This is a genomic window from Stenotrophomonas sp. 2201_Sma, from assembly GCF_056486685.1.
Window position 1 is genome coordinate 1795988 of sequence record NZ_CM151329.1, and the last position, 14282, is coordinate 1810269.

General features: G+C 66.0%; 10 protein-coding genes. 5 read left to right on the forward strand and 5 right to left on the reverse strand.

The annotated features are described in order from the left end of the window. Positions 1 to 15 precede the first annotated feature (15 nt). The 4 genes from ACZLIF_RS08535 (at position 16) to ACZLIF_RS08550 (ending at position 5970) form a co-directional block, all read left to right on the forward strand. The gene (locus ACZLIF_RS08535) at positions 16 to 3186 is read left to right on the forward strand and encodes an efflux RND transporter permease subunit (protein WP_053517457.1); all 3171 of its coding nucleotides are present in this window, start codon (positions 16 to 18) and stop codon (positions 3184 to 3186) included. Positions 3187 to 3250: 64 nt separating this feature from the next. Next, complete coding sequence (locus ACZLIF_RS08540) at positions 3251 to 3988, forward strand: SDR family oxidoreductase (protein ID WP_128990667.1); 738 nt, start codon at positions 3251 to 3253, stop codon at positions 3986 to 3988. Next, on the forward strand, positions 3982 to 5403 hold the full coding sequence (locus tag ACZLIF_RS08545; RefSeq protein ID WP_053517459.1) for an efflux transporter outer membrane subunit: 1422 nt from the start codon (positions 3982 to 3984) through the stop codon (positions 5401 to 5403). The genes ACZLIF_RS08540 and ACZLIF_RS08545 overlap by 7 nt, the downstream gene beginning before the upstream one ends. Positions 5404 to 5706: 303 nt before the next feature. Next, on the forward strand, positions 5707 to 5970 hold the full coding sequence (locus ACZLIF_RS08550; protein WP_053517461.1) for a hypothetical protein: 264 nt from the start codon (positions 5707 to 5709) through the stop codon (positions 5968 to 5970). An 18-nt stretch (positions 5971 to 5988) separates the two neighbouring features. Here ACZLIF_RS08550 and ACZLIF_RS08555 read toward each other — a convergent pair whose 3' ends face one another. The 3 genes from ACZLIF_RS08555 to hchA all read right to left on the reverse strand — a co-directional run bounded on the left by ACZLIF_RS08555 (position 5989) and on the right by hchA (position 8536). After that, on the reverse strand, positions 5989 to 6843 hold the full coding sequence (locus ACZLIF_RS08555) for an endonuclease/exonuclease/phosphatase family protein (RefSeq protein WP_128990679.1): 855 nt from the start codon (positions 6841 to 6843) through the stop codon (positions 5989 to 5991). A 110-nt stretch (positions 6844 to 6953) separates the two neighbouring features. Further along, positions 6954 to 7658, reverse strand: coding sequence for a PA1136 family autoinducer-binding transcriptional regulator (locus tag ACZLIF_RS08560; protein WP_128990665.1), 705 nt, complete (start codon positions 7656 to 7658; stop codon positions 6954 to 6956). Between the two features lie 5 nt (positions 7659 to 7663). Continuing rightward, positions 7664 to 8536, reverse strand: a complete 873-nt coding sequence (gene hchA, locus ACZLIF_RS08565; RefSeq protein WP_128990663.1) for a glyoxalase III HchA — start codon at positions 8534 to 8536, stop codon at positions 7664 to 7666. 484 nt (positions 8537 to 9020) lie between these two features. On the opposite strand from hchA, the gene ACZLIF_RS08570 reads away from it, so the two are divergent. Further along, positions 9021 to 10199 carry a cytochrome P450 gene (locus tag ACZLIF_RS08570; protein ID WP_241686023.1) on the forward strand — a complete coding sequence of 393 codons (1179 nt, stop codon included), beginning with the start codon at positions 9021 to 9023 and terminating at the stop codon, positions 10197 to 10199. A 21-nt stretch (positions 10200 to 10220) separates the two neighbouring features. Here the strand turns inward: ACZLIF_RS08570 and ACZLIF_RS08575 are convergent, their stop codons facing one another. Both ACZLIF_RS08575 and ACZLIF_RS08580 read right to left on the reverse strand, forming a co-directional pair. Beyond that, positions 10221 to 12230: an esterase/lipase family protein gene (locus ACZLIF_RS08575; RefSeq protein ID WP_128990659.1), complete on the reverse strand. Its 2010-nt coding sequence runs from the start codon at positions 12228 to 12230 to the stop codon at positions 10221 to 10223. 286 nt (positions 12231 to 12516) lie between these two features. Further along, positions 12517 to 14016, reverse strand: coding sequence for a S8 family serine peptidase (locus ACZLIF_RS08580; RefSeq protein WP_241686022.1), 1500 nt, complete (start codon positions 14014 to 14016; stop codon positions 12517 to 12519). Between the last annotated feature and the right edge of the window lie 266 nt (positions 14017 to 14282).

Below are 14282 nucleotides of genomic sequence, written 5' to 3' on the forward strand. Positions count from 1 at the left end.
CCCAGGAATTCCTCCATGGACTTTTCCCGTTTCTTCATCGACAGGCCGATCTTCGCGGCGGTACTGTCGATCGTGATCTTCGCCGCAGGCCTGATCACGATTCCGATCCTGCCGATCAGCGAGTACCCGGAAGTGGTGCCGCCGTCGGTGGTCGTGCGCACGGTCTATCCGGGCGCCAATCCCAAGGTCATCGCCGAAACCGTCGCCACGCCGCTTGAAGAGGCGATCAACGGCGTCGAGGGCATGATGTACCTCAAGTCGGTCGCCGGTTCCGACGGCGTGCTGCAGATGACCGTCACCTTCCGCCCGGGCACTGATCCGGACGCGGCGGCGGTGAAGGTGCAGAACCGTGTGGCGCAGGCGCAGGCCCGCCTGCCCGAGGACGTGCGCCGGCAGGGCGTGACCACGCAGAAGCAGTCGCCCACCTTCCTGATGGTCGTGCATCTGACGTCGCCCAATGGCAAGTACGACACCCTGTACCTGCGCAACTACGCCCGCCTGCACGTCAAGGACGCGCTGGCACGCATTCCCGGCGTGGGCGACGCGCAGATCTTCGGTGGTGGTGACTACGCCATGCGCGCATGGCTGGACCCGGACAAGGTTGCTTCGCGCGGCCTGACGGCCAGCGACGTGGTGCGTGCCATGCGTGAGCAGAACGTGCAGGTCTCTGCGGGTCAGCTCGGCGCCGAGCCGCTGCCGAACAGCCAGTTCCTGACCCTGATCAATGCCCAGGGCCGCCTGCGCAGCGAGCAGGAGTTCGGCGACATCGTGCTCAAGAGCGGTGTCGACGGCGAGATCGTGCGCCTGTCCGACGTTGCCCGCCTGGAACTGGGCGCTGGCGACTACACCCTGCGCTCGCAGCTCGACGGCAAGAATGCGGTGGGTATCGGCATCTTCCAGTCGCCCGGTGCGAATGCATTGGAGATCCGCGACAAGGTCATCGCCACGATGGACGAGATGCAGAAGACCATGCCCGCCGACGTGAAGTACGAAGCGGTGTATGACACCACCATCTTCGTGCGTGATTCGATCAAGGCGGTGGTCTCGACCCTGCTTGAAGCGATCGCCCTGGTGGTGCTGGTGGTGATCCTGTTCCTGCAGACCTGGCGCGCGTCGATCATTCCGCTGATCGCGGTTCCGGTGTCGGTGGTCGGTACCTTCGCAGCGCTGTACGTACTGGGCTTCTCGATCAACACGCTGAGCCTGTTCGGCCTGGTGCTGGCGATCGGCATCGTGGTCGACGATGCGATCGTGGTGGTGGAGAACGTTGAACGCAACATTGAAGAAGGTCTGTCGCCGACCGCAGCGGCCCACCAGGCCATGCGTGAGGTGTCCGGCCCGATCGTTGCGATCGCACTGGTGCTGTGCGCGGTGTTCGTGCCGATGGCGTTCCTGTCGGGCGTCACCGGTCAGTTCTACAAGCAGTTCGCTGTCACCATCGCCATTTCCACGGTGATCTCGGCGATCAACTCGCTGACCCTGTCGCCGGCCCTGGCCGCCCGCCTGCTGAAGGCCCATGGCGCTCCGAAGGATGGCCCGAGCCGTCTGATCGATCGCCTGTTCGGCTGGGTGTTCCGCCCGTTCAACCGCTTCTTCAAGTCCAGCTCGGAGAAGTACGAGCGCGGTGTGGCGCGCATCCTCGGCCGCCGCGGCGCTGTGTTCGTGGTCTACGCGATCCTGCTGGTCGGCACCGGAGTCATCTTCAAGCTGGTGCCGCCGGGCTTCATCCCGACCCAGGACAAGCTGTACCTGATCGCGGGCGTGAAGCTGCCGGAAGGTTCGTCGATCGCACGTACCGATGAAATGCTGCGCAAGGTCGCCAAGATCGCCCAGGAAACCGACGGCGTGGCGCATACCATTTCGTTCCCGGGCCTGAACGCGCTGCAGTTCACCAACACCCCGAACACCGGTGTGGCGTTCATTCCGCTCAAGCCGTTCAACGAGCGTCATGGCCGGACCGCGGCGGAGATCAACGCCGAGATCAACCAGAAGATCGCAGGCCTGCAGGAGGGCTTCGCGTTCGCGATGATGCCGCCGCCGATCCTGGGCCTGGGCAACGGCAATGGCTACCAGATGTTCATCGAGGACCGCGGCAACCTGGGTTACGGCGCGCTGCAGAATGCCGTGCAGGCGATGCAGGGGACCGTTGCACAGACCCCGGGCATGGCCTTCCCGATCAGCAGCTACCAGGCCAACGTGCCGCAGCTGGATGCGGAAGTGGACCGTGTGAAAGCGAAGGCGCAGGGCGTGCAGCTGACCGAGCTGTTCGACACGCTGCAGACCTACCTGGGTTCGGCGTACGTCAACGACTTCAACCAGTTCGGCCGCACCTGGCAGGTGATCGCCCAGGCGGACGGCCCGTTCCGTGAGAGCGTCGAGGACATCGCCAAGCTGCGCACCCGCAACGACCGCGGCGAGATGGTGCCGATCGGTTCGATGGTGACCATCAAGCAGACGTTCGGCCCGGACCCGGTGCTGCGTTTCAACGGCTACCCGGCAGCGGACCTGGCCGGCGAAGCCGACCCGCGCCTGCTGTCCTCGGCGGAAGCGATGAACAAGCTGACCGAGATTGCCGGGCAGGTGCTGCCGGTCGGCATGGCCACCGAATGGACCGACCTGAGCTACCAGCAGGCCACCCAGGGCAAGGCCGCGTTCATCGTGTTCCCGGTGGCGATCATGCTGGCCTTCCTCGTGCTGGCCGCGCTGTACGAGAGCTGGTCGCTGCCGCTGGCGGTGATCCTGATCGTACCGATGACCCTGCTGTCGGCTCTGTTCGGCGTATGGCTGACCGGCGGCGACAACAACGTGTTCGTGCAGGTGGGCCTGGTGGTGCTGATGGGCCTGGCATGCAAGAACGCGATCCTGATCGTCGAGTTCGCCCGTGAGCTGGAGATGGGCGGCAAGGGCATCGTCGAGGCCGCGCTGGAAGCCTGCCGCCTGCGCCTGCGCCCGATCGTGATGACCTCCATCGCGTTCATCGCCGGCACCGTGCCGCTGGTGCTTTCGCACGGTGCGGGTGCCGAGGTGCGCTCGGTGACCGGTATTACGGTGTTCGCCGGCATGCTGGGCGTCACCCTGTTCGGCCTGTTCCTGACCCCGGTGTTCTACGTTGCCCTGCGCAAGTTCGTCACCCGCAACGGCGGTGGCCAGCTGGTGCAGCACGGCGAGCCCACCATTCATCACTGATACGGAACCCCGTCGCCGCCGGTCGATGATCGGCGGCGGCTTCTCCCTCCAAAGGCATGAATCCATGAACACCCATCAGAACAAGATCGCGCTGGTTACCGGCGCTACCCGTGGCATCGGTGCCGAGACCGTGCGTCAGCTGGCGAAGGAAGGCGTGCACACGTTGCTGGCCGGCCGCAAGCGTGAGACGGCGGTGGAGCAGGCACTGAAGCTGCAGGCGGAAGGCCTGCCGGTGGAAGCGCTGCAGCTGGACGTTACCGACGCTGCGAGCATCGCCGACGCGGTCGAGCAGGTGCGCCAGCGTCACGGCCGGCTGGACATCCTGGTCAACAACGCCGGCATCATGATCGAGAACCCGGCACAGGCACCGTCGGAGCAGTCGCTGGATACGTGGCGTCGCACCTTCGACACCAATGTATATGCACTGGTGGCGGTGACCCAGGCGTTCCTGCCGCTGCTGAAGCAGGCCAAGGCCGGGCGCATCGTCAACGTGTCCAGCATCCTCGGCTCGCAGACCCTTCACGCCGACCCGGGTTCGGGCATCTATGACTTCAAGATTCCGGCCTACAACGCCTCCAAGGCGGCGGTGAACAGCTGGACGCTGGCCCTGGCATACGAGCTCCGCAGCTCGCCGATCAAGGTGAACACCGTGCACCCGGGCTACGTCAAGACCGACATGAATGGTGGCCACGGCGAGATCGAGATCGCCGAAGGTGCGCGTTCCAGCGTGCAGATGGCGCTGATCGGCCATGAAGGCCCGAGCGGCAGCTTCACCTATCTGGGCGAGGTGCTGCCATGGTGATCCGCACCCTGGCGGTGGCCGTTTCCAGCCTCGTGCTGGCCGGCTGTGTCACCGTCGGTCCCAATTACAAGGCACCCCAGCAGGAGCCTGTCGTCCTGCAGGGCGCGGAGCAGCCGGTGTTCAGCACCACGTCGCCGGTTGCCAGCTGGTGGGCGCAGTTCGATGACCCGGTGCTGGAAGAGCTGGTGCATGGCGCACTGTCGAGCAATCTCGACCTGCGCGTGGCCGTGGCGCGTGTCAGCCAGGCGCGGGCGGTGTTCGTCGAAAGCCGCTTCGACCAGGCACCGCACGTGACCGCAGGCGGCAGTTACGACCGCCGCAAGCAACCCGATCCGCAGCTGGGTGGGCAGCGGGTGTTCAGTGAAAGCTACCAGCTCGGGTTCGATGCGGGCTGGGAGCTGGATCTGTTCGGCCGCAAGCGCCGTGCTGCCGAAGCGGCACGCGCCGATCTGGGGGCCGAGCAGGCCAACCTGGCCGATGCGCAGGTACTGGTTGCCGCCGAAGTGGCACGCAACTACTTCGAGCTGCGCGGTACGCAGAAGCGCATCGCCGTGGCCCAGCACACACTGGTCAATCTGCGTGATACGCAGAAGCTGACCGAGGCGCGCTGGGAGCTGGGTGCCGGCAGCGAGCTGGATGTGCAGAGCAGCCGTGCCCGGCTGAAGGCGATCGAGGCCGATATTCCCCTGCTGGAAGTGGCCGAGACGCAGTCCCGCAATCGCCTGGCGGTGCTGCTGGGCCAGCGCCCGGAAGTACTGGCCGACATGCTCGCGCCGCATGAGGTGCCGGCGTTCGCCAAGCCGTTGCCGCTGGGCGATACCCGCGAGCTGCTGCGCCAGCGTGCCGACGTGCGTGCGGCCGAGCGGCGGCTGGCGGCCGCCACGGCACGGGTGGGGGTGGCAACGGCCGATCTGTTCCCGCGGTTGTCGCTTTCCGGTTTCGTCGGCTTCCTCGGCGGCGACGCCAATGGCCTGGTCAACGGCAACAACAAGGCCTGGTCGCTGACGCCGTCGTTGAGCTGGGCAGCCTTCGATTTCGGAACCGTGCGCGCACGTCTGCGTGCCAGCAAGGCCGAGGCCGAGGGCGTTGCCGCGCAGTACGAGCAGACGGTGCTGCTGGCACTGGAAGACACCGAGAACGCGCTGACACGCTACTCCAAGCAGCAGGCACGGCTGGCGATCGTGGTGGAGCAGGCGCAGGCCGCACGACGAGCCGAGTCGCTGGCGCAGATCCGCTATCGCGAGGGCTCGGAAGACTTCCTGACCCTGCTCGACGCACAGCGCACCCAGCTGGCCGCCGATGATGCACTGGCGGCCGCCGAGGCGGAGGTCAACGTCAGCGTAGTCGGCGTATACAAGGCGCTGGGTGGTTGGGGCCAGTCCCCGCAGGCGCCGAGCGTGGCACAGGTGAATTGACCGGACGGGGACGGAGGCAGTGGCCTCCGTCCTCGTTTCCGGTCAGGGCCACCGATGGGCGGGCGCCTGCCGCCCAGCATGGCGGCGCAGAAGCGAGTGCCTTCGTCGGCGGCTGCGTCCTGGCTGTCGATGATGAATCCGGCCGGACGGCGCGGGTGTGCCATGCCGTCCTCCACACTTTGCGAACTCAGGCAGGGCAGCGCGGCGTGAGCCGTGGACACCGTCACATTCATGACGCTTCTGACTCTCCCGGAAGCGCCTTCTGCCGTGTAACAAGTGGGGCGGGCCATCAGAGGACAGGCGATGACGGACGGCAAGCGGGATACCCAACGAATGTTGTTCGGCGATCCGGGGCCACCCGGTGCAGGACTGTCCGTCGCGGTGGTCGTTCTGCTGGTGCTGGCGATGCTGGCCGCGGCCATCGGCTTCGTGCGGCTGCCGGACTCCATGCTGGGCCTGGGCCTGATCGGCGTGGCCGTGCTGCTGGCCATCGGCGCCCGCATCTGCCAGGCGCGCGATCAGCACCAGGCGCTGTATCGCCTGTTGGCGCGGCAGCCGCCGCGGTGAACGCGGCGGCAACCCGACTCAGGGCCGGGGCCAGTCCAGCTCGACCACCAGCGGGAAGTGATCCGAGGGCAGCACGCCGTCGATGCGACGGTCATCGGTCAGGAAGCTGCGCGCACGGAAGCCTCTCACCAGTACCCAGTCCAGCTGCGTGGTGGCCTTGCCGGTGAAATCATGGAAGGTCGGGCGCGGCCCCTGGGGAGACGCCACCTGGGTGCGTGCGTCCTGCAGAACGCGGGTGAGCGTCGCGTAGGTTCCGCCCCCGGGTTCACTGTTGAAGTCGCCCGTCAGCACCACCGGCAGATCCGGCGGCAGCGTCGCCACCCGCCTGCCGATCAGCTCGGCCCCCTTGACCCGGCGCGGTTCGTCTTCGTCGCGATAGGGCAGGTGGGTGTCCATGAAGTAGAAGCGGCGGCCATCGTCAAGGCGACGGAACAGGGCCCAGGTCACCATGCGCGGGTACAGGTTGCCCCAGGTGATGCTGCCGGCGACCTCCGGTGTATCGGACAGCCAGAAGTTGCCTGATTCCTCCACGGCCAGCACCCGCGTGTCGTAGAACACGCCCATGTGCTCATCGCCGCTGCCACCGCGCCGTCCTTCACCGAACCACGCGTAGCCGGGCAGGTGGCCGGCGAGATAGTCGGCCTGTTCCTGTACCAGCTCCTGGGTGCCGATCACGGCCGGGCGGGCATCCAGGATGACCTTGACCATCGCATCGCGCCGATCCGGCCAGCGCTTGCCTGGCGCGGTGTCGGCCGGGGTGCGGACATTGAAGGACATCACCTTCAGCGGCGCAGGGGCCGCCGCCCAGGCGATGGCGGGAAGAGCGAAGGCTAGCAGCGCACACAGCGCAGGGCGACGGAAACGCGACAGCATCGTGGAATCCCTCCATTCCATGTAAACGATTCCATGAAGGATGGCACGGATTGGCAGGGGAGGGTATGCCAGGATGGGTCATTGGTGTGGCGACTGCGCGGGCGACTCGCTCAGTCTTCGATCTCGCCGCGTCGCGCGGCCGCGCGCACGGCCTGCGCCGTCGTCGCAACGCCCAGGCGCTGGCGCGCGCGGCGCAGGTGGTTCTCCACGGTGCGCGCGGACAACCCCAGCGTGGCGGCGATCTCCGCCTGGCGCCGACCGGCTGCGACCCAACGCAGAACCTCGCGTTCCCGCGTGCTCAGTTCGCCCAGGGGGCGTTCGGCCGGTGCTTCGGCCAGCCGGCGGGCGGCGCGGAATGCTGCTGTGCCGGCAGACTCCAGCAGCAGCCGGGCAGGCGCGGAAGCGTCGATGATCGTTCCGGCGAAACTGATCGCCCCTTCCAGCCCCGTGGTTCCGAATACGGGTACCTGCAGCCCATGCAGGCCGTCGCCGCGGGGGTGCCTGACCACCTGGTAGCGGGCCCCCCTTACGCCGTCGCGCTTGCTCCAGAAGAACGGGGCATCGCTGTCGAGCACGTGGCGGTTGACCGGGCAGGCATGCAGGTAGCGGGCAAGATCGGTCTCACGCCCTTCACCCAGCCAGTCGCCCTCGATCCAGTACACGCGGTGTGCGCCGCGTTCGAGCCCGGTGCCGGCCGCAAACACCAGCACGCGATCGTAGCCGAGGGGCGCGGCGATCGAGCGAAGCAGCGCCCCGATCTCGGCGATCGAACGCGCGTGCTCCAGTTCCAGCAGCATCGGCACCAGCGCGGCCACGGTGTTCAGCGACCTGCCAGCGCGTCCAGCAGGGTGCGTGCGGCCAACTGGCCGAGTGCATTGCCGGCCAACGGACTATCGCCTGTCAGCAGCAGGCGATCCTGCAGCACGCTGCCGTCAATACCCTCGTTGACGATCTGCACGCCCTGCTGCGCAAGCTTTTCACCGAAGAACCACGGCAGTTGTCCGGGCATGTAGCCGATGTCCGGCGTCTGCCGGTCCATCGCATCGGGGAAGGCGCAGATGCGGTAGCCATGGAACAGCGAATCACCGCCCGCTTCATCGATCCCGGCAGCCAACAGCGCTGCAGGGCCGTGGCAGAGCGTGATGATGTAGCGCTGCTGCGCCATCGCCCAGTGCAGCGCCTTGCTGACCGCGCGGCTCTCCGGCAGACCGATCAGTGCACCATGCCCGCCCGGAATGAAGATGGCTGCATAGTCCGACGCCGCGTCCAGCGAGGCCACGATGTCGTCCAGCACCTTCGGCTGGCGGAACCGCGCCAGGTAACGTTCGTACAGACCGCCGATGTCGCGGTCCTCGCCGGGGAACGCCCACCATTCGAACTTCACGGCGTTGCCGGACAGGGTTGCCACATCGAAGTCGAAGCCGGCCTTGTCCAGGTGATACATCGGCAACAGCGTTTCGACCGGGTGATTGCCGGTGGAGAACAGGTGGCCGTTGGCGGTCGGCAGGTAGCGCTCATCGGCGCCGATCATCAGTATCTTCCAGCGGCCATCCCGGCGTGCGTCGGCATAGTCCGCGCCGGACAGATTGCTGGTGGGTGACGTGAACTGCGAGAGCGACCAGGGCGAGGGAAAGAAGGCATCGCGCTCGGCCGGATCGGGACGGGGTTGGCGGCTGAGGTCCTGGGTGTTCATGTGGCTGGCCTGCTGTCGGGGAGGTGCGGCCAGCATAGGAGGCACTGTGCGTACGTGCGATGAGGGATTTCCCGCAACGGCAGTCGCTGTCCGATAGCGCACGGCAGATGCTGCAGATAATGCAGTGGCAAGTTGCATTGGAGGTGTGTCCATCATGTTGCGCCGCGCCAGATTTACTACTTGATTATCGCTGCCTATCAGTGATATCTAAATCTGCCGGATAATCCCGGCGAAATCACACAGCAATCAAAGGAGTGAAAATGAACAGATTCGCCCGAGCATTGCGCGTCACTCTGAACATCCATCCGAACGAGAAGAGCAGTGTGTGGAGGATCTGGCCGCTCTGGGTCGAGTTCTGATTCCGCGCGGCAAGCCACGCGATTGAGTCGTAGCAAGACGAAGGGACTCGTCTTCGAGTCCCTTTCTGCCTAAGGCGCAGCGTATGCAAGGGACATCAAATCAGGGTGGCGCGGCCGCCGAACGGTTGGCGGAGCGCGTTGAGCGCGAGGGGCCGGTTCTGAAGCTGGAGACAGGCGGCGTCGGTGTGTTCTGTCCAGAGCTGGCGGGCAAGGTCGACAAGGAGAACTCGGAGCATCTGTTCGTCGCCGAATCACTGGGCGATCTACTGCGGCGCCACGAGCGCGTGCGCTGGACCGAAGTGCGCAGTCTGATCGCTGCCCGCAGCGCGGAGCTTTCCGGAGCTGCAGTACTGCAGCCATTGCAGGCACGCATGCGGGGCGCGCTGGATGCCCTGTGCGGCGAGGAGCTTGATGCGACACCAGCGATCTGGACGGTGATGGCAACGCCCCTGATCCCGATGGTGATCGCCGGCCTAGATGCCCGGGGGCAGGCCGCAATCGAACGCGCAATGCAGTTGCGCTATACCACTCAGGTGGAACAGGTGATTCATCGTCGTCACCTTCTGCGCAACTTCATGATTGGCCGTGGCGAGTCCCGCGCCATCTACGGTGAACTCAAGCAACGCCTGCGCGGTGGCACCTCTCATCTGGACTATGCGCAGTCGTTGTTGTCACTGCACGATAGGATCGGCTTGCGGAAGGTCACCTACCTGGTGACAGTGCAGTTGATCGCTATTTCCGGCGTACCCGGCATGATGGCGGCCTGCGTGCTGCTGGCCCTGCAGATGCACCCCGATTGGCGGCGGCGCATCGAGGACGAATTTCATGCACTGACCGATCTGGAGATCCTTGCGTTGCCGATGGCACGCATTCCCTGCACGATGCGCTTCCTGAAGGAAGTGATGCGGCTGTACTCGACGCCGTTCAATAATCGACGTGTCGCCATGTGCGACCTGGATGTGGACGGGCATAGAATTCCGGAAGGTAGCGTGTTCGAGTTGAGTTCTTTCATCCAGCACCGTTCTTCCAAGTACTGGGACGACCCGCTTCAGTTCGATCCTGACCGCTGGTTGCCGGAGCGGCGCAAGCGCACTGCCGGAATCTATGTTCCCTACGGCTTCCCGTCCCGCTCCTGTGTCGGTTCGGCGGTGGGCAATGCGCAGCTGGTGCTGCTGTGCGCCATGCTGGCCCGTGAGTACAGTTTCACCCCTTCGGCCGATTACCGTCCGGAGGTCCGCATGGAGGGCTTCGCGATCCCCGCGGCGCTGCACGGCCGGTTCTCGCGCCGCCAACCCGGGCAGTGACCGGATCGCCGTCCGCTGGACCTACTCTGCTGCGTGACCATGGGCCTGCATGTCCTCATGCAGGATGCGCCTGAGCTCGACGATGGCGGGCGTGGCTTCCTGCACGCTGTGACCGGACACGATCACCTTCTCCGATTCGGCGAACGGCAGGTGCGAACTCCAGTACGGCACCAGTCCGTCGCTGGTCTGCTCCAGCGGTCCATCGGCTTTGGCGCGCGCGATGATGGAGTGATAGCGCACGCTCGGAGACATCGGCAGATCGGCGACGGCCTTGACGAAGGGGTCATCCTTGTCGAGATTCTGGATGCTGTTCATCTGGTAGCCGTGCTTGCCGTCGTCGCGATCGACGTGGCCGTCGTTGGCGATCGTCGCCACGTCCTCCAGCACGGTCAGTGGCAGCCGCACCAGACGGCCGATCCAGCGCCCGAGGCGGGTGCCGGCAACGTCGGTGCCGCGATGCGGGGTGGCAATGAATACCACCCGTGAAATCTCCGGCTCCGGCTTGAACGTGAGCACCGGCGCGCCGCGGGTGCGCAGCAGCTCGCGCTGTGCCGGCGTCATCTGCGCGGTTGCCAGCAGGGTCTCGACCAGATGGTCGCCGGACGAAGACACCATCAGCCGCGAGATCACTCCGCCCATGCTGTGCCCGACCAGCACCATGTCATGCGAGGCCGCCGCCTTTCCAGTGGGATCGAAGTGCTGCAGCACGTCGGCCAGCATGTGGCGGATCGCATCGTGGCTCATCGCGATGGGCATATTGGTCGGGTAGTAGAACTGCCACACCTGGAAGTCCCGGCGGATCTCATCGTCGCGCATCAGCTCGTTGGCGACGTTGACCCATGCCTCCGGGCTGCTTGCCAGGCCGTGGATCATCAACAGCACGCGGCGCTTTGGGTCGTAGGGCTGCATCATGTACAGATGCGGCGTATCGATGCCGCCCTTGCTGCCGAACAGCGAGCGCAGCGATTGCCGGCTGAAGTTGGAGCGTGCGAGCCACAGCGCGTAGCCTGCCGTGAAGTTGGCCGCCAGTGGCACCTGCTGGCCATGCAGGGTGACTTCCGAAACCTGGTAGGGATCGTGGATCTCCACCTCCGGCTCGTCGTCGTGCAGCACTTCCCACAGGTTGTTGCCGGAGAACCGCAGCAGCACCGACATCGAGGGCGAAGGCATTTCGCTCCAGCTGCGTTGTACCGGCGGGGGGGCGCTGGCCGCGGCAGCCGGCGTGTCCACGTCGCTGCCGGGATCATCCATCACCGCCACCAGCTCGGCGCCGAAGCCATCCCGGCGATGCACGCTGCGCAGGGTGCCGGTGAACGAGAGCGCTGCGGCGGGAACCAGCTCCCTCGGCGTACGCTCGTCCAAGGGCGAGCCGTCGTCCGATGGCGCCAGCACAAAGGTCCATCGTCCCAGCTGGAAGCGGCTGGTGTCGCCGTGCACCCGGCCGGTGGCGTAGGCCTCGAACAGCTGCACGGAGGCTTCCTGCACGGCCAGGTTGTAGTAGTCCCGCACCTGCGTCTGGCGATCCTCGAAACCCCGCTGGTTGGCGGTGCGCTCGGTGAAGAACAGATAGGCGTAGGCCTGCCTCGCAACCTGCATCCACGCATCCAGACGCGGCTGGAAGCCGGCGTCCAGTTCGGTGACCACGGCCTTGGCGCGGCCTTCGGCGGAGTACTCGCGCTTGGGGGCGGGCAGGGTCAATGCGTACTGCAGCCAGAGTTCGGCCAGGGCCGAGCGCTTGTCTTCCTCGCGCACGACGATGCTGGCCTCCATTGCATCGATGCAGGGCGGACCGGGCCTGGCGCAGACACCCTCGTCCAGACCGGCCACGCGCAGGGTCTCCAGGGTGGCCGAGCTGAGCTTGCCGGTGGTGAGGATGTCACCGCGCTTGAGCGCGATGTACTGGCCGGGGGTAACCGAGGCGACCTGCACCGAGGGCCCGAACTGGCGCAGGGTGGCGCAGCCGCTCAGCGCCAGCAGCAGGGTGAAGACGAGAGCCGTGCGGCCGACGATGCCCATTCCCGTGGTTGCCATACGATCCTCCTGCGCGGTCGCGCCACTCTAGCGGGAGGTATGTCAAGGCGGAAGCGGCGTGCGCCCGTTCCTTCAGCGGCCGGTCGTCAATCGTCCAGATCGCTGTTGCGGATTGCCAGGACCACCGCAGCAGTACATGCCAGGACACCGAGCAGGAAGCCGATGGCCATGCCGTCGAACCAGTTCATGGGTTTCGTGCCGGGAGTGTGGGAGAAGGTGGCCTGTGGATCTGACCGGCGAGCAACGCATGGCGCAGCGGCTGTGGCGGGCCGCTGCGCCCCTGGCCTCAGTTGCTGGCCTCCCTGACAGCTTCTGCGGCGTCGATGATGCCCGGACCGCAACCCCCCGGGCAGTTGGCCGCCGCGATCGGATGGGCGGTGCGGCGCAGGATGTCCTTGACCTGGCTGGTGGTCTTCGGCACCGGTGCCACCGCCTGCATCAGCGCGACGACGCCGGCCACGTGCGGTGCCGCCATCGAGGTGCCGGACATGAAGTCAAAGGCATTGTTGCCCACCGTGGACAGAACGCCCTGCGCCGGATGCTGGCGGGTCGGTGCGCAGTTGGTCGAGTTCGGTGGTGTGGCCAGGGGCAGGAACTCGCCCACCGAGGCGCGGCACGACCACGTCTCGCCACCGGGCGCGGTGATATGGATGCCTGCACCGTAGTTGGAGTAGAACGCGCGGCGCCCGCCCTGGTCGTTCGCGGCTACCGCGATCACGCCGTTGCAGTTCGCCGGTGCGAACTCGGACACATCGAGGTTGCTGTTGCCCGCCGCGACCACCACGAGGGTGCCGGTGGCCGTGATGTCGTCGATCGCATCCTGCTCGGCCGGCGAGCAGGGCCGACGGCCGCCCAGGCTGAGATTGATGACCTCGGCCGGGTTGGCATTGGCGGGAACACCCGGCACAGCGATGCCAGCGCTCCAGAGCATGCCGTCGATGATGTCATCCGAGCCGCCATTGCCCTGGTTGCCCAGCACGCGTACCGGTACGACCTTCGCGTTGTAGGCCACGCCTGCCACGCCGATCTGGTTGTTGGTTACCGCCGCGACGGTTCCCGCAACGTGGGTGCCGTGCGCGATGCCCGAGGCATCGAAGGCATCCGCATCGCGGCCATCGCCATCGTCGGAACCGCCACAACCGGGATTCAGCCCGCCCAGGATGCACTGCAGATTGCTGAACGGCCGGGTGGAGGAAATCATGTCGTAGCCCGGCAGCAGGTTCGGCTGCAGGTCGTTGTTGTCGAGATAGCCCGAATCGATCACCGCCACCACGACCCCTTGGCCGGTGGAGCGATCCCATGCCGCCGGCACGCGTGCGCCACTGACGGGATTGCTGTAGTGCCACTGTTCGGCGTAACGCGGATCGTTGGGCGTGGCGAACGCACTCATCATGAAGTTCGGCTGCACGTATTCGACGTCCGGGTCGTCGGCGATGCGCTGCATCAGGATCTCGGCCTCCGGACGATCCAGTGCCTTGTCTGTCCTGATCACATCGGCGCCGCCACCCATGCGGCGCTGATGCGCCACCGCCGCAGCCTGCGCCGCACCCACCGAGCGCTTGCTGCGCTGCTGCGCGCCCAGCCGCTGTTTCAGCGCATCCTGGGCGGTGTCGGCAGAGACGCGTTTGCGGCTGCCATCGCGGTACTTGACGATGAAACTGCTGTACTGCTGGTTGTTGTCCATGCCCCGTGTCCACACCCGTTCGGTGGATTGGGCGAAGGCAGGGGCACTGGCCAGGGCCAGGGCGATGGCACTGGCAAGGGAAACCCGAAGCGACGTACGCATGAATACAGTTCCTTTGTGAAAGGTGCGATGAGCCGGTCGTGCCCTGGGGGCTCGACTCGAGATGAAGGGGGTATGTCCGCGCGGTCTCCTTTCTGATGGCGACCTTGAACGAACGGCTTCGCAGACCGTTCTCCCCCAGTGCGGGGGTAGGAAATTTCTGAACTGATTTACCGATGTCGAGATCGACACGCGCGGCGAGCGGTGTATACCGCAGGCAATAAAAAAGCCCGGAGATCCCCTTCTGGCGGGAATGTCCGGGCTTCTCC